A 21,975-nucleotide genomic window follows, 5' to 3' on the forward strand; every position below is an offset into this window, starting at 1 on the left:
TGGAAGTGCTCATGCCCGCGCTGAACCACCCCCATCATCACACTGAAACCCTGGCCAACGGGCTGCAGGTTTCACTGCGTCACGCACCACATTTGAAGCGCTGCGCAGCCGCGTTGCGAGTTGCCGCCGGCAGCCACGACGTGCCGCTCGCCTGGCCCGGGCTCGCGCACTTCCTCGAACATCTGTTATTTCTTGGTACCGCGCGTTTTCCCGCAGACCAAGGATTGATGGCCTACGTGCAAGGTCACGGCGGACAAGTGAATGCGCGCACCAGCGAGCGCACCACGGATTTTTTCTTCGAATTGCCTGCACAGGCATTTGAAGGTGGAGTCGAGCGTTTGAGTGACATGCTTGCCCACCCACGCCTGCACCAGGCCGATCAACTGCGCGAACGGGAAGTGCTGCACGCCGAGTTTATCGCCTGGTCTCGGAATGCATCGGCGCAACAACAGTTCAGCCTGTTCAATGGCCTCTCTGCGGCCCATCCGCTGCGGGCCTTTCATGCCGGGAATCGCTATAGCCTGCTGGTACCGCACCCGGCTTTCCAGCAGGCATTGAGCGAGTTCTATCAACGCTTCTATCAGACCGGTCAAATGACCCTGAGCCTGGCTGGGCCACAGCCTGTTAGCGAGTTGAAGGCCCTGGCGGAGGCGTTCAGCGCAACCCTCGCCACCGGCCAGAAGGTGATGCAGAGTGCGCCACCCGCATTGATGGCGACCGCCGACACCCGTTATCAACAGGCTGGCGAGCACTGTCTGAACCTGCTGTTTGCCTTTGAGCAGCTGCCCGACTCATCACCAGAGGCGCTGGACTTTCTGTGTACGTGGCTAAACGCCTCAAAACCCGGCGGGTTGCTCGCCGGGTTACAAGGTCGCCAACTGATCGATACCCTGAAAACCGCGCCGCTGTACCAGTTCGCCGGGCAAGCGTTGTTGAACATTGAATTCACACTCACCGCCAGCGGATCGAAACAACATCCGTTGATACATGAGCTGTTTTTCGACTGGCTCAGCTTCTTCAACGAGAACGCTGACTGGCCTCAATTGCGCGAGGAATATGCCCTGCTGCAACAGCGCAGGCAGCAGGTCAGCGGCGCACTGGAGCTGGCCCGTCTGGACAAAGAGCAATGGGAGCCGGGCTTGAGCGAACAAGGTGTCGCCGCACTCAAAGCACTCTTGAAGCAGATGCAGCCAACCTCTGTAGATAAACCAGCAGGCGCCTGGCAGCTGCCACCGCCCAACCCCTTTCTACGCCAAGTCACTGCACCCGCCCGGGCCGGGCTGATTCGTGGGCAAACCAGCGCTCACCGCGGCCTGCGGACCTTTGCCCAGGATCGCTCGCGCGGCCGGCGTGATAATTCGAGCATGCTTTTCAGCCAGCAACTGCCAGACAATACCGGCGATGCCGCTGTTTACCTGCGCTGGCGCCTGGACTCTGCGATGCAGGCCAGCCTTCAGCCGAAGCTCGAAAGCAGCCTGTCGGACTTGCGAGAAGACGCCCGTCAGGCCGGTGTCGATTTTTCCTTCAGCGCGCAGGGCAATGAATGGCTGCTGAAACTGTCCGGCGTTCATGGGCCGATGCCGGCGATTCTCGAACAGGCGTTGCAGCGTCTGACAAAACCCGACGCCGACTTCTGGCAAGAACATGGCGAGCCAACCAGGACTCCCCCGCTGATCCCCATTCGGCAGTTGCTAAAAGCACTGCCCGAGCATTGCCTGGGATATTTCCAGCAACCAGCGCAGCAGGCAGTCACTGTGACCGAACTGCAACAACTCTGGTCGAGCGCTCACTGGGATGGGTTGGCACTAGGTTTGCCTGCCCACACACAGACCGCGATCAGTGGCGCACTGAACCGAATGCCGGGCATCCCCGACAACCAGGTATCACCTGCGCGATCGATTCGCTCACAGCGTCTATGGAGTGAGGTGCCAACCGAGTCCAGCGAACACGCGCTGTTGCTGTTCTGCCCGACACCCACCCAGGACATTGCCGACGAAGCCGCCTGGCGTTTACTCGCGCAGGTTTGCCAGTCACCTTTCTACCAGCGCCTGCGGGTGGAGTTGCAACTGGGTTATGCGGTCTTCAACGCGGTGCGGCAGTTCAATGGGCAAACCGGGCTAGTGTTCGGCGTGCAGTCACCAGGCACTTCATTGCGCGACATCCTCGAACACATCGAAATCTTCCTTCAGCGGATTCCTGAACTAATCTTGGCTATTGATGATTCGTCTTTCATTCACCAGCGTCAGACACTCGCGGCACAATTGGACAGCAGCGCCCTGCCCGTCGCCCAAGCCGCGGAACTGCTGTGGCAAGGCAGATTGGCCGGCCATCCGCTGGATTACCTGGAGCCATTGCACAAGGCTGTTTTGACGCTGGACCGACGCACAGTGCTGGACGCCGCTCACCGACTGAATCAGGCCGAAGGCGGCTGGAGGTGTCTAGCCAACGGGCCGTCCCCGGATGATTCCTGGCAAGTGGCAAAATGATCATTACCGGGCTGCAATAAGCTTGCTTCAAGCGTGGAGGCTAATCACCAGCTGGAACTTGCCAAGATAGCCACCTGAGCATCTGAAATCTCCCACTGGAGGTGGACTCTATGTGTAGGTGTCAACCGTCCCACCCACCTGAAGGAGCAACACCATGTCCTGGTCCAAACCCGCTTACACCGACCTGCGTATCGGCTTTGAAGTCACCATGTACTTCGCAAACCGTTAATTTGTAGCGCAGTGCAACGCCTCGGCCAGCCGGGGCGTTTTTATGTTCAGCTTCTGTGTGAAGGAGCGGCCATGTTTGTCCGGATTCTGGGTTCCGCTGCCGGCGGTGGTTTCCCGCAGTGGAACTGCAACTGCGTGAACTGTGCAGGCTTTCGCGACGGCAGCCTGAGGGCCGAGGCGCGTACTCAATCATCCATCGCGATCTCCGATGATGGCGTGAACTGGGTGCTGTGCAACGCCTCGCCGGACATCCGCGCACAGTTGCAGAGTTTCGATCCGATGCAACCGGGCCGCACTCTGCGCGATACCGGGATCAGCGCGATCATCCTGATGGACAGCCAGATCGATCACACCACCGGCCTGCTCAGCCTGCGCGAAGGTTGCCCGCATCAGGTCTGGTGCACCGACATGGTCCATGAAGACCTGAGCACCGGCTTCCCGCTGTTCACCATGCTCACTCACTGGAACGGCGGGCTGAGCTGGAATCGTATCGGGCTCGACGGCACATTCACCATCCCGGCCTGCCCGAACCTGCGCTTCACCCCCCTGCCGCTACGCAGCGCCGCGCCGCCCTATTCGCCGCATCGCTTCGACCCGCACCCCGGCGACAACATCGGACTGATCGTCGAAGACCTGCGCACCGGCGGCAAGCTGTTCTACGCCCCTGGCCTGGGCAAGGTCGACGCACCGCTGCTGGAAATCATGGCTGGCAGCGACTGCCTGCTGGTGGACGGCACGATGTGGGATGACGACGAAATGCAGCGTCGTGGCGTCGGCACCCGAACCGGTCGGGAAATGGGACATCTGGCACAGAACGGCCCCGGCGGCATGCTGGACGTGCTGGAGCGGTTGCCCAAGCAGCGCAAAGTGCTTATCCACATCAACAACACCAACCCGATACTCGATGAAGACTCGGCCGAACGTGCCGAACTTGTACGACGAAATGTCGAGGTGGCTTACGACGGAATGAGTATTGAGCTGTAACAGGGATCGTCTCACGATCAATCGCGGGCAAGCCTCGCACCTCCTGAAACCGCAATTCCCTGTGGGAGCGAGCTTGCTCGCGATGGCGCCCGACCAGACGACATAAAAATTCACGGTTGTTCCGCTGGAGAACCGAAATGCCTGACACACCGCTGTCCCCCGCCGAATTCGAACAGGCGCTACGCGCCAAGGGCGCCTACTACCACATTTATCACCCCTACCATGTGGCGATGTATGAAGGTCGGGCGACCCGCGAGCAGATCCAGGGTTGGGTCGCCAATCGCTTTTACTATCAGGTGAACATCCCGCTCAAGGACGCCGCGATCCTGGCCAACTGCCCGGATCGGGAAGTGCGCCGCGAATGGATTCAGCGTCTGCTCGACCACGACGGCGCGCCCGGTGAAGAAGGCGGCATCGAAGCCTGGCTACGTCTCGGCCAATCCGTCGGTCTGGACCCGGATCAGCTACGCTCCCAGGAGCTGGTCTTGCCCGGAGTGCGCTTTGCCGTGGACGCCTACGTCAACTTCGCCCGCCGGGCCCGTTGGCAGGAAGCTGCCAGCAGCTCGCTGACTGAACTGTTCGCCCCGCAAATCCACCGGTCGCGACTCGACAGTTGGCCACAGCATTACCCGTGGATCGACCCGGCCGGTTATGAGTATTTCCGCACTCGCCTGGGCCAGGCTCGACGTGATGTAGAACATGGTATGGCGATCACTCTGCAGCACTACACTACTCGGGAAGGCCAGGAGCGCATGCTGGAAATTCTCCAGTTCAAACTGGACATCCTTTGGAGCATGCTCGATGCCATGAGCATGGCCTACGAACTGAACCGCCCGCCTTATCACAGCGTGACCGGGCAACGGGTCTGGCATAAGGGAATCACCCTATGAGCTTCGATCGCGGCAAGATCCCGAGCTGGCGGACCGGCTACCGTTACCAGTACGAACCAGCGCAAAAGGGCCACGTGCTGCTGTACCCCGAAGGCATGATCAAACTCAACGAGAGTGCCGCGCTGATAGGCGGCCTGATCGACGGTGGGCGCGATGTCGCGGCAATTATTGCCGAACTGGACGCCCGGTTCCCCGGCGTACCCGAGCTCGGTGACGACATCGAACAATTCATGGAGGTCGCCCGTGCCAAGCACTGGATCGAACTCGCCTGAGCAGGCTCAGCCGCTACCGCCCAGGCCTGAGATCGGCCTGCCATTGTGGCTGCTGGCCGAGCTGACGTACCGCTGCCCGCTGCAATGCCCCTACTGCTCAAACCCGCTGGATTTCGCTGAGCAAGGCAAGGAGCTGAGTACCGAACAGTGGATCAAGGTGTTCCGCGAAGCACGGGATATGGGCGCCGCGCAGTTGGGCTTTTCCGGTGGCGAACCGCTGGTGCGTCAGGACCTGGCCGAGCTGATCGGTGAAGCCCGTAAACTCGGTTTCTACACCAACCTGATCACCTCGGGCATCGGCCTCACCGAGCAGAAAATCAGCGACTTCAAGAAAGCCGGGCTGGACCATATCCAGATCAGTTTCCAGGCCAGCGACGAGCAGGTGAACAACCTGCTCGCCGGCTCGAAAAAAGCCTTCGCGCAAAAACTCGAAATGGCCCGTGCGGTGAAAGCCCACGGCTATCCGATGGTGCTGAACTTCGTCACCCATCGGCACAACATCGACAAAATCGACCGCATCATTGAACTGTGCATCGCGCTGGAAGCGGACTTTGTCGAGCTTGCCACCTGCCAGTTCTACGGCTGGGCGCAGCTCAACCGCGTCGGACTGTTACCGACCAAAGAGCAACTGGTTCGTGCCGAGCGCATCACCAATGAGTACCGCGCCAGACTGGAAGCCGAAGGGCATCCCTGCAAGCTGATTTTCGTTACCCCGGACTACTACGAAGAACGCCCCAAAGCCTGCATGAACGGCTGGGGCAGCCTCTTTCTCACCGTGACCCCGGACGGCACCGCCCTGCCGTGTCACGGCGCGCGGCAGATGCCGGTGCAGTTCCCGAATGTTCGCGACCACAGCATGCAGCACATCTGGTACGACTCGTTCGGCTTCAACCGCTTTCGCGGCTACGACTGGATGCCCGAGCCGTGCCGCTCCTGCGATGAAAAGGAAAAGGACTTCGGCGGCTGCCGCTGCCAGGCATTCATGCTCACGGGTGACGCCAGCAACGCTGACCCGGTGTGCAGCAAGTCAGAACATCACGGCGTGATCCTTCAGGCCCGCGAAGAAGCCGAACACGCTACCCAGACCATCGAACAACTGGCCTTTCGCAATGAACGAAACTCACACCTCATCATTAAAGGTTGAACCCATCAGCGCCGCCGAAGCCGTTGCTGCCGGTATCGACTTCGCTGAATTGCGCGTCGGCCCGCACGGCCTGTTCTGGAATGAATACCGTCCCGAAGACGCTACCTGCCGAATCTGGTACCGGTACGACGGCCAGGCCAGCTGCCTGACGCCGTCGGGGTTCAGCGTACGCAGTCGAGTCTATGAATATGGCGGCAGTTCGTTCTGCCTGAGCGTTGACGGGCTGGTGTTCGTCAACGAAGCGGATCAACAGCTTTATCGGCAATCGCTGCAAGGTGAGACGCCCCAGGCGTTGACCCAGGGCGAGTGCCGCTATGGCGATTTGCAGTTCGCTGACGGCCAGGTTCTGGCCGTCGAGGAAAACCACAATCAACACCGACTGATCGCTATCGATGTCGCCAGTGGACAACGCCGGTTACTGGTTGAAGGCGCCGACTTCTATGCCGCGCCGACCCTGAGCCCAAACGGTCAGCGACTGGCGTGGATCGAATGGAGTCGCCCGCACCAGCCGTGGACCTCTACGCGATTGATGGTCGCCGAGCGTCAGGCCGACAGCAGTTGGAGCGCGCCGCGCTGTGTAGCCGGTGATGGCACTGAAGAATCCCTGCAACAACCTCGCTTTGATGAGGCCAATCGCCTGTATTGCCTGACCGATCGCGGCGGTTTCTGGCAGCCATGGATCGAATCCGAATCAGGCTTGAACCCGCTCTCCAGCGCTGAAGCGGATCACGCACCCGCGCCTTGGCAACTGGGTAGCAGCACATGGCTGCCGCTGGGTGAAGGTGCCTATCTGGCGAGCTGGACCGAGAATGGTTTTGGCCGACTCGGACTGTGCCAAGGCGATGGTTCGCTACAGGATTTCACCGGCGACTACAGCCGCTTTCGCAATCTGGCGCTGGATGAACAGTTTATTTACTGCATCGCTGCGTCACCAATCAGCCCATCAGCGGTGGTCGCCATCAACCGCGACACTCATCGAGTCGAGGTGTTGGCTGGCGGCGTTGCGCCGTTGCCCGCCGACCAGATCAGCTGTCCGCGAACCTTGCGCTACCCAAGTGGCAAGGGTGAAGCCCATGGTTTTTTCTACCCCGCCATGAACGGCGCCACTAAACCGCCTCTGGTGGTGTTTATCCATGGGGGCCCAACCTCCGCCTGCTATCCGATGCTCGATCCACGCATCCAGTATTGGGTGCAACGGGGCTTTGCCATCGCCGACCTCAACTATCGCGGCAGCACCGGCTACGGTCGCGCCTATCGACAGGCGTTGCATTTGAGTTGGGGCGCAGTGGATGTCGAGGACGCTTGTTCGGTCGTCGCCTACCTCGCTGGACAAGGGTTGATCGACGGCGAAAAAGCCTTCATTCGCGGTGGCAGTGCTGGCGGTTACACCACCCTGTGTGCACTGGCGTTTCAGAATGTATTTCGTGCCGGCGCCAGTCTGTACGGCGTCAGCGATCCGACCGCCCTGGTCCGCACCACCCACAAATTCGAGGGTGATTACCTCGACTGGCTGATCGGCGACCCCGAACAGGACGCCGAACGTTACAACGCCCGGAGTCCACTCCTGCACGCAGGCAATATCCGCGTGCCGGTGATTTTCTTCCAGGGTGAGCTCGACGCAGTGGTCGTGCCGCAACAGACCCGCGACATGATCAAGGCCTTGCAGGACAACGGCCTCCCGGCCGAAGCGCATTACTACCCCGATGAACGTCATGGCTTTCGCAAGGCCAGCAATCTGGCCCATGCGCTAGAGCAGGAGTGGTTGTTTTATCAGCGGGTGATGGAGCTGATGGATTTGTAATCAGTCGATGCCACCCAGGCGTCCCGAAAAAATCGTTCGAACGCGCCGCTTCAAGCGAGTATTTCGATACCGTACTTCTGCACGATACTCAGTAGCTTGAGCGCCATGCCACTGGGGTGCTTGTCACCCGACTCCCACTGTTTGACGGTGGAGGCGCTGGTATTCAGATAGCGCGCGAACACTGGCTGGCTGACATTGCTGCGCTCGCGCAATCGTTTGATTTGCTCCGCTGGAATTTCAGCAGGCACCGTCGCCAGGCATGATTCATCGAATTGGCGCATGGTGGTCTTGCTGATAGCCCCGACCGAAAGCAGAGCACTGGCCGAATCATGGATCGACTCAAGTGCTTCACTCTTGAATTTCCTACTCATGGTTTATCTCCACAAACTCTTTCATGTCCAACAACTGCTGGACTTGCCTGTCACTCAGGCCCTCATAGGCCTTGGCCAACTCCCGGAAAGCAACCAGCTCCGACCTGCTGATGTTGCTTTGGTTCTGCTTGGCAAACAAAAACTGAAAATCCAGTAACAACCACCCTTGGCCAAGACAATCGAGCGGTGGCGATTTGCGTCCAAGCGTTTCTTCCACACTCCGCCGCCGAGATTGTCAGCCTGTCCGCTGAGCATTTCGCTGAATGCAGCAATCGGGGCTGCGTCGCAAATCAACGCTTTGCTGGCTTGAGTCGCAAAGCGTTTGGTCTTGAATAACCTGAACATCATAGACATCCCTTTCACAAACATACCACTCAGTGGTATATATCTCCAATGTCAGCCACTGTGGAAACTTTTCGCAGTGGCAGCAGCAGTCCATGCCGATTCCGTTAAAAAGCCATTGTTCTAACAATCGCTCAAGCACGAGGTGGTGTTTTGCAAAGCGCGGAGACAAAAAAACGCCCCATACCAAAAGAATCAGGCATGAGGCGACGCGTTATACCGCGAGACGGTTCGGGAGTCAGAGAGGGGCCAAATTGAGCTGAGCGCGATGGTGCAGACCGGCACCCGGATTGATCAGCGCCTGGGCCTGAGAGGCAATGGCATTCACCAACACCGAAGGGCTGTGACCAAGACTGTTGGCCGCACCAGCTTGAGTGAAATCCAGATACGCGCGGTCTGCGCTGTCCCACAGCCAGGAACCCTGGCCACGAACAAAAATCTGCCGGGGTCGTTCGACACTGGGCATCAGGCACTCGCTGGAAAGGTTATCGCACCGGGATGACCAACACTGATCCGCCGTTAAATCATCAAGGCTTGGGGAATTGCGACGCAGGTTGAACAGACTCATGCACGCAGCCCCTCAAGCGGTAGGCCGAGCAAACGTGAAGACCAGTCTTCGACCCGGCCAGTGCGCATGCGCTTGATCGCAATATCGCGCCAGCGTGAGGACAGCGTCGGGCAATCCACCAGTTTCTTCAAACCTGCATGCTCCAGAGGCTCCTGATAAAAACAGCGTAAGGCCCAGGCCACGGTCAGCCCGGGGTAGCTGCGCTGGATCAGCTCGAATGGCTGATCGGCACTGACGAAACCAGGCTTGAGCACTCGATAGAACCAGCCGCAACGACCTGTGTCCTGCGCCTGTTGCGGCAGAGACTGCAACCCCCAGCGATGGCTCAGGCGATAACACGGCGAACGCGGCTGGCTGATCTGCAGCAAAGAGCCGCCCCAGCGGAACATGTCGCCCAGACACACCTGCTCCTCCGTCAAACCATGGGTCGAGAGGTTTTCGCCGAACGCCGGTGCACACCAACCGATCTGTGGATAACGTTTGCGCCAATAGACATAGTGCTCGGCCGGGTAATGATGCAGAGCGCGTTCCGGGCCGGTGTGAAAACGCGGATCGCCATGCTCATCGCTGCCCAGGCCTTGCGGCCACAGCCAGAGTCGATTTTCAACCCGGTGCTTATCCGTATCGCTGATTAAACCTTGCCCGAGGTTTTTTGCCTTGCCTATGTAAACACCATCAACGTAAACGGTATTCATCGCGCTCTATGGCCCTGTAAGCCTTGTGAAGGCGGTTAGACTAGGCTTCTGAACGGCCATGGGCCATTTCGATTTTCCAGCTTCTTCGATAAGAATTACTTATGGATTTCAAACAACTGCGTTATTTCGTCGCGGTGTATGAAGAAGGCCATGTGGGACGGGCCGCAGAGCGCTTGTCAATCTCCCAGCCGGCGCTCTCGCAACAGATTCGCCAACTGGAACAGAACCTCGACGTCAGCCTGTTCGAACGCAGCAGCAAACGCCTGTTGCCGACCCTGGCCGCCCACACCTTGTATAACCACGCCCTGCCCTTACTCGATGGCATGCAGCGGGCCCGTGAGGCGCTGCGCAACTTCAAGGGGCAGGCGCTGCGAACGCTGGCCATCGGCGTACTGCAGACCGTACACACCAGCCTGGTGCCACAAATGCTGGAGCGGGTGCGCAAAGCGCAACCGCACCTGGTGGTGCAGATCTATGAGCTGACGGGACTTGAAATCGAAAAACGGCTGCTTAACGGTTCACTGGACATTGGCATCAGCTATCTACCGCCGCGCCAACCGGGGCTGCAGGGTGTGCTGTTGTATGAGGATGAGTTGACCCTTGTCATCCCGGCCGAGCATCCGCTGCGCGAATTCAAGAAAGTCTCAATGAGCCAGGCTGCAGAATTACCAATGTTATTGCTGGGAGAGGAGTTCCAGGTGCGGCAGATCTGGCAGGCGCAATTGGCCAATCTCGGACGACGCCCGCAGGTGCAGGCAGAACTGAACAACATGGCCGGGATTCTCGACAGCCTGCCCCACACAAAACTGGCCACCGTATTGCCCGGCCGCTCCCGGCAGGAACACAGCAACAAGGCGTTGCTATGGAAACCGTTGAGTGAGCCGCGGGTACCGCTGAAAGTCGGTCTGGTGTGTCGCGATGTACAACGTCAGCAAGCCACGCTCGAACTTCTGCGCACTTTGCTGGAAGAGGTGATGAATGGCCCGGACGGACGGATGGCGAGCCCGGCAACACTGGATGTGCTGGGCTGAGAGCAGGTTCCTTGCCACAACAACTTTTCTCGCCACAAAAAGAAAACCCCGCCGAAGCGGGGCTTTGCAGACTGTTTCCCTGACATCCATTTCACTCCGCCATCCTGGCAGAATCCTACGTGTCCGTGTTGTTGCTTTGCGCTTCCTGCGCGACGTCCATGTGAAGTAGATTAGCTGTGGATCCAATCTGAGGCTATGGGAGAACGACAGTACGTAATGTAAGAGAATGCTTACATTAGGTAACATTCTTCAGAACTGCGCTGCATCCAGCAGAAACAGCGATTCACTGCCCGCCTTGACCGAGGCGCTCAGCGAGTGAATCCGCGGCAACAGGCGGGCGAAGTAGAAACGTGCCGTGCCCAGTTTGCTGGCGTAGAAGTCATCCTGCGCTTCCTTTCCGAATGCCGCCTTGGCCATCAATGCCCACATGTAGGCATAGGCCATGTAGCCGAATGCCTGCAGATACTCGACCGACGCGGCACCAATCTCGTTTGGATTGTTCTTCGCGCGGTCCAGCAGCCAGGCCGTCAGCTCGTCGAGGGTATCGACGGCATCATTCAACGGTTTGCTGAACTCGGCCAGGTCGGCACTGGCGGTCGCAGTGAAATGACGAATCTCGTCGGCGAACAGTTTATAGAACGCCCCGCCACTACCGACGATCTTGCGACCCACCAGGTCCAGCGCCTGAATACCGTTGGTACCTTCGTAAATCTGGGTAATGCGCACGTCACGAACCAATTGCTCCTGGCCCCACTCGCGGATATAGCCATGGCCGCCGAAGATCTGCTGGCCATGAACGGTGGTTTCCAGCCCCAGGTCCGTGAGGAATGCCTTGGCGACCGGCGTCAGCAAGGCCACCAGATCATCAGCGCGCTTACGGGTAGCGGCGTCTTCGCTGAACTTGGCGGTGTCCAGTTGCATCGCCACGTAAGTGGAGAACGCACGGCCGCCTTCATTCGAGGCTTTCATGGTCAGCAACATGCGACGCACGTCAGGGTGGACGATGATCGGATCAGCAACTTTGTCCTTGGCTTGTGGACCGGTTGGCGAACGGCTTTGCAGCCGATCACGGGCGTACTCGACCGCGTTCTGGTAAGAGCGCTCGCCAGACGCCAGGCCTTGAATGCCGACGCCCAGACGTTCGTAGTTCATCATGGTGAACATCGCCGCGAGGCCTTTGTTCGGCTCGCCGACGATGTAACCCACCGCCTCATCGAAGTTCATCACGCAGGTGGCGGAAGCCTGGATGCCCATCTTGTGTTCGATCGAACCGCAGGTCACCGGGTTACGCTCACCCAGGCTGCCATCGGCATTGACCATGAATTTCGGCACCAGGAACAGCGAGATACCTTTAGGCCCGGCCGGTGCGTCCGGCAGCTTGGCCAGCACCAGATGAATGATGTTTTCGGTCAGGTCGTGCTCACCGCCGGTAATGAAGATCTTGGTTCCGCTGACCTTGTAGGAACCGTCGGTCTGCGGCTCAGCCTTGGTGCGGATGATCCCCAGATCGGTCCCGGCATGAGGTTCGGTCAGGCACATGGAGCCCGCCCAGACGCCGGCGTACATGTTTGGCAGGTACGTAGCTTTGAGCTCTTCGCTGGCATGGGTGTTGATCGACACACAGGCGCCAGAGGTCAGCATCGGATACAGACCGAAGGCCAGGCTGGACGAGTTGATCATCTCTTCGACCTGGGCCGAGACCGCCTTAGGCATGCCCATGCCGCCGAAAGCAGGATCGCCACCGACACCCACCCAGCCACCTTCAGCGTAGGTCTGATATGCCTGTGGGAAACCTTGCGGCGTGGTGACCACACCGTCGCTCCAACGGCAGCCTTCTTCGTCAGCGTTACGGCTCAGCGGCGCGATGCTTTTGCTGGTGACTTTGCCGGCTTCTTCGAGAATCGCCTCGACGGTTTCAGCATCAACTGTGTCAGCCAGAGCAGGCAGTTCGGCCCAGAGTTTGGCGACCTCGAAAACTTCATTGAGGACGAAGCGCATATCGCGCAGGGGCGCTTTGTAGTCAGCCATGGCAAACCTCGTGAGAACTTGACAAGTGATTCGTAGGATCGGTTTTACGCTAGATCCCGAGTGTAACCGAACAACTTTTAAGACACATAGGGTCAGCTAGTGACTATTTTGTAAAGTTTAGTCATCAAGACCAGGCTATAGATTTTCAGTGTAGGTGCGTATGTTTCGCGGGCAAGCCTTGCGGCGCCGACACTCAACCCGCAGCGGCGTCCATACGCACTGCGCCACGGCGGTTTTGACCGAATGCCATGACGCAGTTACGCCCCGCACCCTTGGCACTGTACAGCGCCTGATCCGCCGATTTGAGCACTTCTTCCGGGGTTCGTTGCTCGATCCGCTCGGCCACCCCGATGCTGACCGTTACCGAAACGCTGGAGGCCGAGGCGCCGGCCCGGCGCTGTCGCCCCTGCTGATCGTCCTGAGGGCGGCTGTCCTGGTTGCGCAAATGGATGTCGTAGGTAGCAATCGATTCGCGGATGACCTCAAGGTGCGGCATGCACTCTTCCAGGGTCTTGCCGGCGAATACCAGAGCGAACTCTTCACCACCGTAGCGATAGGCGCGTCCACCGCCGCTGATTTTCGACAGTTTGCTGGCCACCAGACGCAGCACCTGGTCGCCGACGTCGTGGCCGTGGGTGTCATTGAATTTCTTGAAATGATCGACGTCACCCATCGCCAACACATAGTTGCGGCCCAGGCGCTGCAAGCGTTCGTTCAGGGCGCGGCGTCCGGGCAGGCCGGTCAGCTCGTCGCGGAAGGCCATTTGATAGGCTTCGTGAGCGACCGCCGCAGCGATCATCAACATCACCTGGCTGCACATGATGTTCAGGGTGAACGGCAAAATGAAGGTCTTTGGCAACATCCAGAACAGCCCGAGCAAACCCACCAATTGCGCCGCATGCAGCGGCCTTGGGTTGCTCCAGTACTGCACGGCCAGCAGCAGGAACGCGGCGAAGAACACCGGGTAAGACAACTGGATCAGACTCATCCAGCTGCCATACAACGCTGGCCAGCGGATCTCCGCCAACCAGGCCAGCAGCGCTTGCGGAAAACTTTGCTCCAGGCTCAGTGCGACACTGCCAAACACCAGCAACACGGCGAAGCGCGCCACCATGTCCTGAAACAAATGAGTGCGCTCCTGCCAGGCGGCGAACAATCCATACAGCAAAGGCAGCAGCAGGCAGCACAGATGGAACACTACCGCAGCGTCTTCACGGACTTTTCCGTTGTCGCGGTAATAGTCGGTCTGGGTGTCGAGCAGAAAATAGGCGGTGTACACCGTGACCATCAGAAACAGTTCACGCTGACGTCGATAAACCGCGCAGTAAGAACCGCCAAGCAACAGTACCAAGGTCGGCAGCACGTTGAACAACGAGGTGAAGAAGACGTTGAGATCCTTGACGTAGGCAGCCGCAAGCCCCGCGAGCAACAACAGTAATGAGGGCAAAAAATGACTGAAACGTACAGCGCTGGAACGCGGCAAGGGTAAAACTCCGACCCGGCAAATCAATAGATGGCATTGTGCCTGCATTTCTCGCAATTAAGCACACACAGAGTGACGCGCATCACACTGCACACCCTTTAACGGCAGCAAAAGCGTTCTACTTAGCGTTTTAGTCGGGAATTTTTTGCGATTAAGTCGGTGCTGCTGAGTCCTGCAGGAGCGAGCGGTGCGGCGATCCGACTTGCCCGCGAAACAGACGCTGCGGTCCTGCAGATGGACCGCATGGTCTTTCATCGCGGGCAAGTCTCCCTGAAACGCCGGCTTCCCGAGGTACCACCTGACCCGATTTCAGCTCGTCCTTGAGCCGGTAGCTCTGCCCGCAGACCTGCACGACGTGAGATCCAGCAGCACGGAGGTCATCCAGATCAAAGGTCGTTGTTGAATGGCTGCAAAGGCCCCTCTTTGATGGTGCGACCTTTTGCACCGACGGCTTTGAGCGACAACCGCGCATCTACCGCCTGCGAGCTCGTTACCTTGAGACTAAGCGGCCGTGCCACCACGGAGTTTTCGTCACCCAACTCACCTTGTGGAATCACAAGCGACGGATGATCGAATGGCGCTCGCTCCCAGGCGACTCGCGGATCGGTCAACCCGACCTCCAGGAACTTGACCAGTGCGTCCATTTCCGTGGGGGTGAAGTTTATAGGGGCAATATCCGGATCGAGGTTCGAGGTGTTGTGCTGATTCGCGCCGGGATTATCGAATCCACTGGTGTTGTTCGCATCCTGGCCACGCCGATCACCGCCGCGGTTGTAGAACTCTACGACCTGTTGGAGCGTCGCCCGGCTGCCATTGTGGAAATACGGCCCGGTCAAAGCGATGTTGCGCAGCGTCGGCACCTTGAAGGCGCCATCGACGGCATCGCGGAAGCCGATTTTGGGCGTGAGCGTCGGGTCACAGGGTATCGCCGAGCTCAATGGCACTGCGAACAAGCACACGTCGACAGTAAAAGGGTCAGGCACCTGGCCGCCTTGCAGCATGGTGTTGTATTCGCGAGTGAATGACAGCGGGTTACCCCATGGATCCTTATCGCCGACCCCCACGTCCTCAGAGGTCGGGCGCACACCTATGTTGTAGAAGGAGTTGTCATAGAGTGTGGTCAGGCCGTCAGCCATCACCATACGTTCGACGCGCTCATGGGGCGAGAGGCGCAAACGGGTGGCTGCGCCGGTCAATTCCGGCCCGCCGTGGCAATTGATGCACCTGCCCTTGCCAGTGAAAAGATTCATACCCTCCACTTGCTGGGCATTCAATGCCTGACTATTACCTTGCAAGTAGGTATCCAGCGGCGTCTGATCCGAGACCAGGGTGGATTCGTACATCTGGATCGCGAGCCCGAAGAAGAGCGGGAAATTGGCCTCCATCTGGCTATACGGCGCGCCACCCAGCGAAACCTGCTGCGTCGCGTTCCACAGCCGTGGCTGGAAGGCCTTCTGGACCAGTGCACGATAGGAAGGTCGGTGGCCGACAGTGGGGGCCAATACCGAATCGGTTAATGAGATCTGCTGCTGCTTGAGTATCAGATTGTCGAGCATGCGTCGGCCGATGTCCGCGAAGGTGCGCCCGCCGCAGGACATTTCGACTGGGCTGCCGGGAGGTCCTACGGCCTGCGAGGCGGCAGAGGCATCGTTGAGTGCTAGCCGCACCTTGGTCGCAACCCCGCTGGCATCGTTGGTAACGAAGATGGCGGCATCGGGATCGCGATTGCCGAACGGCGAGAAGCCATTGAAGACGTTGTTGGCCCGACCATCCCAGAAATTGCGCACGTTGAAGGCGGCGTTGATCACCGTAGGTGCGTTGCGCCCGGTACTACGACGGACATTGATGCCATTGACCTGGAAGATACCGTCCGGCTGCCGCGTGCAATCGTCGAAACGCGATTGACGCGGCCTGACGAAGTTGGCGTCGAACACGCCTTGTGAGCCGGTCACATCGTCGGTCGAATAGAGGATCGGTGAATTGCGATCGAGCGGATCGGCCAGCACATGGGTCGGAAAGTCGGTTTTCTTGAGCGTGTAGTTCGGGCCGCCCTTGCCACCGGATCTGGTCGTGTATGAGGCCACGTCGCCAGGAATGTCGGCCGCTGCGAACGGCTTGTTGAAGAGCGACGCGACGTTCGCATTGGTGTTTCTCTGGCCGGGGTTGATCTGGTTGGTGATCCGGTGATCGGCCCCGGCGTGAAAGTGGCAAGTCGCGCAAGCGGTGGAGCCATCGCTGCCGACCTCCATGTCCCAGAAAAGGGCCTTGCCCAATTGGATCACCGCTGTGCGATTTTGCACGTAGTCGCCCATCAGAGTGACTTCACGTCCGCCTTCGGTTCCCGAGGGGTCGGGCGGTGTGATACCGCGCAACGACTGCAGGGTGGGTAGTACATCCAGCGCCGGTGGCGCTGCAGGGACGATCTGTGGCACTGCTGTAGCGGCGAGGGTACTCTTGAAGGGCAGACTGACTGCAACCAGGCCGCCTGCGATCGCGCAGGTCAAACGGACAGTTCGAAAGATGTTCATGTGCTTCATCATGATCACACTCCGGGTTCGGGGGTTGTCCCGTTGCGAGATGAACTCCTGGCCAGAAATCTTGCTGCTCGCGCGAGTTATAACACCGACCCTAAGTTGGCTGGCGTGAGACGTAGTTGAACTGGCAAAGTGCTCTCTTTCCCTAGGCTAAATTAAAACGCTCTTTGTCGCCCCGTGGCGGGCGTCTAGGTGGACTGTAGCTGTAATGGAAAATTTTAGTAGTCGAATTTCAAATATTTTTTTGTGTCGAGCGAGCAATTCGTTAGTTTAAATAACAACCGAGCGCAGATGAACAGCAACAAGCAGAAAGAGCGGTTACCCCCCCTCAACTTCGGTGTGAAATTCCCCACTATTGGGTGCAATCCCCCAGTAGCATCCGCGTCTTGATCCACCCAGGATTTCAGCCAACAGCCAATGTTTACGGGGCCTTCATGGCAAATTAAATATTTTTCATACGGCTGGCAGAGTAAATGCAGAGTGGGTTCACCCATCCATAAAAGTTGGAGAGTCGGGAAATAGCAAGTGCCCAATATGCGTGATGATATGGACCGTTGGTTTGCGCCATGAACACCCTGAACATACGAGCGTGCAGGTCGCACTACATTGGTTATCGGCATTGATTATTCCATGGTCATTGAGTGCCGATTCTTACGCTGCCTTATTCAATGTATCGGCAGACGTCAAACTAACCATTACCACATTGAATATTTCGATAACGACATTGCTCATACTGTTTTTTATGGCGCGTGTATGTTTGCGCTTTAACAATTTACGCAAAAGCTCGTCCAGGCCGGGTGAATTACCGGCCGCCTTTGTCCTGCTCTCAGCCCGCGAGAAAGGCTTAATCGACAACTCACGGCGGCCAGCGACATCAGACGGGCTATCCAAGCCAATCCCTGTACTCCCCCCCCCCACACAAAATCACAAAAAATACTGCGAGAAAAAATCACTGCATTGCTCGGTACCGGTACGAGCGATCTGCGGTTGACGGTTGAGGCGGTGCGCCTGGGTTGTGGCCTGACACAGCAGGCCTGCCCCCATCCTCAACTTCGCGCCACACTCCCCGTGTCTGGGGACATATCCCCCCACATCTGCGCTTCGAACAGGCCTGTGCGGAGTGCAAAAAAAGACGCCGCAGCCAGCATTTCCGCGCTTTAGCGACTGATTGTGCAATTAGGCACGACAACTGCTTTACACGCTCCAGGCTCAGGGAAATATCTCTCGCGAGCCCCAATTCGACGCTGCTCTGCTCCGTATTTTTTGCGCAAGCCTTAGTGCATCACCGGGTAGGCGAGTCGATTGACCGGCAACTGGCCCAGCAAGATACTGGAGAGGACCATGAGCATACGTGAAAAAGCAAAAACGCTAGCCACACCACCGTTTCACAAACGATTCAACGGCATCATCGCTCGTCCCACACTGATCGCCGGTGCGGTCGCCTTCGCACTGGTCCTTGGGGGGGGAGGTTATGCACTTGCCAAGGGTGGGACCGCCAGGCCCCCCGCCGCGGGCGGAACAGCGCAGTTCCCAACGCCCACGCTCCCTGACCCGCTATTCGCGAACCCGAATGCGGTTCACCAATTCGACGTCGTTGGCTTTATCCAGAACATGACCCTGGACACCAGCAATGCGGGCTGCCCTAACACCAGCGCCCCTGGCCGCTTTGGTGGTACGGTCCAACTGAATGGCGTCACGTATACAGTCCCTTGCAACACTGTTATCCAGATGCCGGCCAATACCCTGACGTGGGCCCAATTCGTCAACGGCGGATCGCTGGCCCTCAATAAAGTCCCGCCTGCTTACCCATCGTTCGAGATCCATGTGGTTGGCAATACCGTCGGCACCAAGCAAATCGCCGGGCTGATCACTGTCTCCCAGCAATCAGTCAACGCCGGCAGCGGCGTCATCACCAACATCGACTACGCCACTGGCAACATCCAGGTTGACAGCGGCAACCCGCTGCAGCCGACGATCATCCAGATCAACGATCCGAATGGACGCTTTGGCCGTCCCCAGAGCCCTGACCCTCGCTTCTCCGTCGATGACGCCAACCCGACTATCTACGCCGCCACCGGCTACCCGATGTGCGTGCCACGCACGGCAGGTGGGAGCGACGCACTCTGCCCAGAGAAAAACCGGCCAAAGGTCGTTTCCGCGACCAGCTCTAACAACTGCCGAAACTTCAGCCAGGCCGGCGTAGTTCCCCCTGCAAGCGGAGAGCTTCCCCCGCCGATTCTGGGCCAGCTCTATTGCAGCCAGTACGTCATGAAGAAATTCAGCGATCCTACACGCACGGCGACGGACCCCGACCCGACCCAGCAAGCGCCGTTCGAAGTCGGCGACTTTATCAAATACGCTGGCACGCTGTTCAAGTCGACTACAGTGGGTGCCCCGGACTTCATCTCGGCGCACACGATAGAGGCCAGCATCGGGATCTACACTCAGCCTGGTACGCAGCCCAGCTACCTGGCTATCGGAGGGTTTGGCATCGGCAGCGCCGACCCCGCGGCGACGGCTATCAACGGTGCGGCGCAGGAGGCGGCGAATCGGATTTTCCTCGAAGCATTGACTACCGACGTCAAAACTCCGGTCGACATTTACCTGATGGACGTCGATCCCTCGACTGGCGCGCAAACCAACCGCTGGGTGACACCTTATGAGATGACGGGTGAGTGCAACCCTGCACTGACCCTTCCAACGAGCTGTTTCGGAGCCTCGGGTGGCATCACGACCCAGAACGTTGGCCCTCAGCCGCAACGTGCCAGGATTCGGGCGACCAAGGCGCCGCTTGGGCTCCTCAGCCAGCCAACTCGTACCCTGCGCGTCATGGTGCGCTCACTCTGCGTTCCGACGGCGACCGCCAGCCAGACTGTAGTGGACAGTTGCTTGCAAAATGCCAGTAAGGTAACAGTGGCCAACGGTCTGATTGCGGGACAGTATGTGGCGCCGGTGTTTGAGTTCATCTTTCCGGAAAACATCAGACCGGGCGACCCCATCGTCCCGAACGACTTCTGGCACCTGCCGTTCCTGCGCAATGGGGAAGGTGCAAGCACCCCGACTGGCGTCGGCCCGCTGGAGCCTACCCCGTGGTGAGCATGGTCTGACTACTCAGGAGCAAAGCCTTACAAGCCCGGATGCAAGGTCCGGGCTTTTTTCATTCAAAAAAAAAACCGCGGCTCCCGGAGGAGCAGCGGCTTTTGAAGGACTGCGTCAGGGCTTAGTAACCCAGACCGAAGTCTTCTTCTTTCATGCCCATCAGGTTGCTGGCACCCGACAGCATGGTGGCTACGTGAGTGCGGGTACGCGGCAGGATGCGCTGGAAGTAGAAGCGCGCAGTCTGCAGCTTGGCGGTGTAGAACGCCTCTTCGGTGGTGCCGGCAGCCAGTTTTTCCGCCGCCAGACGCGCCATGTCAGCCCAGAAATAAGCCAGGCAGGCATAACCGGAGTACATCAGGTAATCCACCGAAGCGGCACCGACTTCTTCGCGATCTTTCATGGCAGCCATACCGACCTTCATGGTCAGCTCGCCCCACTCTTTGTTCAGCGCAGCCAGAGGTTCGACGAACTCTTTGAGCGCTTCGTTGCCTTCGTTGGTCTGGCAGAACTTGTGGACAATCCTGGTGAAGCCCTTCAGAGCCTCGCCTTGAGTCATCAACACTTTACGGCCCAGCAGGTCCAGCGCCTGAATACCCGTGGTGCCTTCGTACAGCATGGAAATACGGCTGTCGCGAACGTTCTGCTCCATGCCCCACTCGGCGATGAAGCCGTGGCCGCCGTAGATTTGCACGCCGTGGTTGGCGGATTCAAAGCCCACTTCAGTCATGAAGGCTTTGGCGATAGGAGTCATGAAGGCCAGCAAAGCGTCGGCTTTCTTCTTCTCTTCCTCGTCCACACCGTACTTGACGATGTCGACCTGTTTGGCAGTGAAGTAAACCATTGCACGGTTGCCTTCGGCGAAGGCCTTCATGGTCAACAGCATGCGGCGTACGTCAGGGTGCACGATGATCGGGTCAGCGGCTTTGTCCGGCGCTTTCGGGCCAGTCAGGGAACGCATTTGCAGGCGATCGCGAGCGTATTTCAGGCCGCCCTGGAAACCGATCTCGGCGTGAGCCAGACCTTGCAGAGCAGTGCCCAGACGCGCGGTGTTCATAAAGGTGAACATGCAGTTCAGGCCTTTGTTCGCCGGGCCGATCAGGAAACCGGTGGCCGCGTCGAAGTTCATCACGCACGTCGCGTTACCGTGGATACCCATCTTGTGTTCCAGGGAACCGCAGGTCACAGCGTTGCGCGAACCGACCGAACCGTCAGCGTTTGGCAGGAACTTGGGAACGATGAACAGGGAAATGCCTTTGGTGCCGGCCGGTGCATCCGGCAGACGTGCCAGAACGATGTGGACGATATTGTCGGCCATATCGTGCTCACCGGCCGAGATGAAGATCTTGGTGCCGGTGACTTTGTAGGAACCGTCAGCCTGAGGTTCGGCCTTGGTGCGCAACATGCCCAGGTCGGTGCCGCAGTGCGGTTCGGTCAGGCACATGGTGCCGGTCCATTCGCCGGAGACCAGCTTGGTCAGGTAAGCCTCTTGTTGCTCAGGTGTACCGTGTTCGGAAATGGTGTTCATCGCGCCATGGGACAGGCCTGGGTACATGCCCCACGACCAGTTGGCTTCGCCAACCATTTCGCTGACTGCCAGCCCCAGCGACTCAGGCAAGCCTTGGCCGCCATGCTCTACGTCATGGGCCAGACTCGGCCAGCCACCTTCGACGAATTGCTTGTAGGCTTCTTTGAAGCCCGTCGGGGTCTTAACGCCGGTTTCGCTCCAGGTGCAGCCTTCGGTGTCACCCACACGGTTCAGCGGAGCCAACACCTGCTCACAAAACTTGGCGCCTTCCTCGAGAATGGCGTCAACCATATCCTTCGTTGCGTCCTGGCAAGCCGGCAGGCTCTGATAGTGCGCTTCGTAACCGAGCAGTTCGTCACGAACGAAGCGAATATCACGCAAGGGGGCCTTGTAGTCAGGCATAGCGATAAACCTCTGCTGATGAAACCGGGAATGAACGACCGCGTTGGTTTGTCGTGGCGGTCAAACAGTTGTTTGAAACATACGTTTACGAC

At 58.6% G+C, this 21,975-nt stretch carries 15 protein-coding genes and 2 pseudogenes; 9 read left to right on the forward strand and 8 right to left on the reverse strand.

Annotation, left to right across the window (positions count from 1 at the left end):
• Positions 1-11 precede the first annotated feature (11 nt).
• The 7 genes from pqqF to AC07VR_RS17490 all read left to right on the forward strand — a co-directional run bounded on the left by pqqF (position 12) and on the right by AC07VR_RS17490 (position 7,805).
• Positions 12-2,486: a pyrroloquinoline quinone biosynthesis protein PqqF gene (gene pqqF, locus AC07VR_RS17460; protein ID WP_495011967.1), complete on the forward strand. Its 2,475-nt coding sequence runs from the start codon at positions 12-14 to the stop codon at positions 2,484-2,486.
• 154 nt (positions 2,487-2,640) lie between these two features.
• Positions 2,641-2,715, forward strand: a complete 75-nt coding sequence (gene pqqA, locus AC07VR_RS17465) for a pyrroloquinoline quinone precursor peptide PqqA (protein ID WP_020295432.1) — start codon at positions 2,641-2,643, stop codon at positions 2,713-2,715.
• 71 nt (positions 2,716-2,786) lie between these two features.
• Entirely contained in the window at positions 2,787-3,698 is a 912-nt protein-coding gene (pqqB, locus tag AC07VR_RS17470) for a pyrroloquinoline quinone biosynthesis protein PqqB (RefSeq protein WP_495011968.1), read from the forward strand.
• Positions 3,699-3,835: 137 nt separating this feature from the next.
• Positions 3,836-4,588: a pyrroloquinoline-quinone synthase PqqC gene (pqqC, locus tag AC07VR_RS17475; protein WP_495011969.1), complete on the forward strand. Its 753-nt coding sequence runs from the start codon at positions 3,836-3,838 to the stop codon at positions 4,586-4,588.
• Positions 4,585-4,860, forward strand: coding sequence for a pyrroloquinoline quinone biosynthesis peptide chaperone PqqD (gene pqqD / locus AC07VR_RS17480; protein WP_494990579.1), 276 nt, complete (start codon positions 4,585-4,587; stop codon positions 4,858-4,860). The genes pqqC and pqqD overlap by 4 nt, the downstream gene beginning before the upstream one ends.
• Complete coding sequence (gene pqqE / locus AC07VR_RS17485) at positions 4,832-6,004, forward strand: pyrroloquinoline quinone biosynthesis protein PqqE (RefSeq protein WP_494990580.1); 1,173 nt, start codon at positions 4,832-4,834, stop codon at positions 6,002-6,004. The genes pqqD and pqqE overlap by 29 nt, the downstream gene beginning before the upstream one ends.
• Positions 5,970-7,805: a S9 family peptidase gene (locus tag AC07VR_RS17490; RefSeq protein WP_495011970.1), complete on the forward strand. Its 1,836-nt coding sequence runs from the start codon at positions 5,970-5,972 to the stop codon at positions 7,803-7,805. The genes pqqE and AC07VR_RS17490 overlap by 35 nt, the downstream gene beginning before the upstream one ends.
• Before the next feature lie 50 nt (positions 7,806-7,855).
• On the opposite strand, the gene AC07VR_RS17495 is transcribed toward AC07VR_RS17490, so the two are convergent.
• The 4 genes and pseudogenes from AC07VR_RS17495 to AC07VR_RS17510 all read right to left on the reverse strand — a co-directional run bounded on the left by AC07VR_RS17495 (position 7,856) and on the right by AC07VR_RS17510 (position 9,781).
• A complete protein-coding gene (locus AC07VR_RS17495; RefSeq protein WP_495011971.1) occupies positions 7,856-8,176 on the reverse strand; it encodes a helix-turn-helix domain-containing protein in 321 nt (106 codons plus the stop codon).
• Positions 8,169-8,545, reverse strand: a pseudogene (locus AC07VR_RS17500) (type II toxin-antitoxin system RelE/ParE family toxin). The gene AC07VR_RS17495 and the pseudogene AC07VR_RS17500 overlap by 8 nt, the downstream one beginning before the upstream one ends.
• Positions 8,546-8,765: 220 nt before the next feature.
• Positions 8,766-9,086 (reverse strand): annotated as a pseudogene (locus tag AC07VR_RS17505) (aspartate aminotransferase family protein); the annotation flags it as partial.
• Complete coding sequence (locus tag AC07VR_RS17510; RefSeq protein WP_495011972.1) at positions 9,083-9,781, reverse strand: MOSC domain-containing protein; 699 nt, start codon at positions 9,779-9,781, stop codon at positions 9,083-9,085. The pseudogene AC07VR_RS17505 and the gene AC07VR_RS17510, both read right to left, overlap by 4 nt.
• A gap of 101 nt (positions 9,782-9,882) precedes the next feature.
• Here AC07VR_RS17510 and AC07VR_RS17515 point away from each other — a divergent pair, with 101 nt between their 5' ends.
• Positions 9,883-10,812 carry a LysR family transcriptional regulator gene (locus AC07VR_RS17515; RefSeq protein ID WP_494990584.1) on the forward strand — a complete coding sequence of 310 codons (930 nt, stop codon included), beginning with the start codon at positions 9,883-9,885 and terminating at the stop codon, positions 10,810-10,812.
• 249 nt (positions 10,813-11,061) lie between these two features.
• Here the strand turns inward: AC07VR_RS17515 and AC07VR_RS17520 are convergent, their stop codons facing one another.
• The 3 genes from AC07VR_RS17520 to AC07VR_RS17530 form a co-directional block, all read right to left on the reverse strand.
• Positions 11,062-12,840: an acyl-CoA dehydrogenase C-terminal domain-containing protein gene (locus tag AC07VR_RS17520; protein ID WP_495011973.1), complete on the reverse strand. Its 1,779-nt coding sequence runs from the start codon at positions 12,838-12,840 to the stop codon at positions 11,062-11,064.
• 193 nt (positions 12,841-13,033) lie between these two features.
• Positions 13,034-14,323 carry a GGDEF domain-containing protein gene (locus tag AC07VR_RS17525; RefSeq protein WP_495011974.1) on the reverse strand — a complete coding sequence of 430 codons (1,290 nt, stop codon included), beginning with the start codon at positions 14,321-14,323 and terminating at the stop codon, positions 13,034-13,036.
• 386 nt (positions 14,324-14,709) lie between these two features.
• Positions 14,710-16,851 carry a cytochrome-c peroxidase gene (locus AC07VR_RS17530; RefSeq protein ID WP_495011975.1) on the reverse strand — a complete coding sequence of 714 codons (2,142 nt, stop codon included), beginning with the start codon at positions 16,849-16,851 and terminating at the stop codon, positions 14,710-14,712.
• A 1,347-nt stretch (positions 16,852-18,198) separates the two neighbouring features.
• On the opposite strand from AC07VR_RS17530, the gene AC07VR_RS17535 reads away from it, so the two are divergent.
• Entirely contained in the window at positions 18,199-19,953 is a 1,755-nt protein-coding gene (locus AC07VR_RS17535) for a hypothetical protein (protein WP_495011976.1), read from the forward strand.
• 124 nt (positions 19,954-20,077) lie between these two features.
• Here AC07VR_RS17535 and AC07VR_RS17540 read toward each other — a convergent pair whose 3' ends face one another.
• Positions 20,078-21,883 (reverse strand): phenylacyl-CoA dehydrogenase, encoded by a 1,806-nt coding sequence (locus AC07VR_RS17540; protein ID WP_495011977.1) that lies wholly within the window; start codon positions 21,881-21,883, stop codon positions 20,078-20,080.
• Positions 21,884-21,975: the final 92 nt, after the last annotated feature.

The sequence above is a fragment of the Pseudomonas sp. GW821-FHT02H09 genome, assembly GCF_059421425.1.

What these genes read in the sequence shown, in the direction of transcription:
- AC07VR_RS17535 (WP_495011976.1), top strand. Translation starts at nt 18,199, where the DNA reads ATGAGCATACGTGAAAAAGCAAAAACGCTAGCCACACCACCGTTTCAC.
- pqqB (WP_495011968.1), top strand. Translation starts at nt 2,787, where the DNA reads ATGTTTGTCCGGATTCTGGGTTCCGCTGCCGGCGGTGGTTTCCCGCAG.
- AC07VR_RS17515 (WP_494990584.1), top strand. Translation starts at nt 9,883, where the DNA reads ATGGATTTCAAACAACTGCGTTATTTCGTCGCGGTGTATGAAGAAGGC.
- AC07VR_RS17520 (WP_495011973.1), bottom strand. Translation starts at nt 12,840, where the DNA reads ATGGCTGACTACAAAGCGCCCCTGCGCGATATGCGCTTCGTCCTCAAT.
- AC07VR_RS17495 (WP_495011971.1), bottom strand. Translation starts at nt 8,176, where the DNA reads ATGAGTAGGAAATTCAAGAGTGAAGCACTTGAGTCGATCCATGATTCG.
- pqqC (WP_495011969.1), top strand. Translation starts at nt 3,836, where the DNA reads ATGCCTGACACACCGCTGTCCCCCGCCGAATTCGAACAGGCGCTACGC.
- AC07VR_RS17510 (WP_495011972.1), bottom strand. Translation starts at nt 9,781, where the DNA reads ATGAATACCGTTTACGTTGATGGTGTTTACATAGGCAAGGCAAAAAAC.
- AC07VR_RS17490 (WP_495011970.1), top strand. Translation starts at nt 5,970, where the DNA reads ATGAACGAAACTCACACCTCATCATTAAAGGTTGAACCCATCAGCGCC.
- pqqF (WP_495011967.1), top strand. Translation starts at nt 12, where the DNA reads ATGCCCGCGCTGAACCACCCCCATCATCACACTGAAACCCTGGCCAAC.
- AC07VR_RS17540 (WP_495011977.1), bottom strand. Translation starts at nt 21,883, where the DNA reads ATGCCTGACTACAAGGCCCCCTTGCGTGATATTCGCTTCGTTCGTGAC.
- pqqD (WP_494990579.1), top strand. Translation starts at nt 4,585, where the DNA reads ATGAGCTTCGATCGCGGCAAGATCCCGAGCTGGCGGACCGGCTACCGT.
- AC07VR_RS17530 (WP_495011975.1), bottom strand. Translation starts at nt 16,851, where the DNA reads ATGAACATCTTTCGAACTGTCCGTTTGACCTGCGCGATCGCAGGCGGC.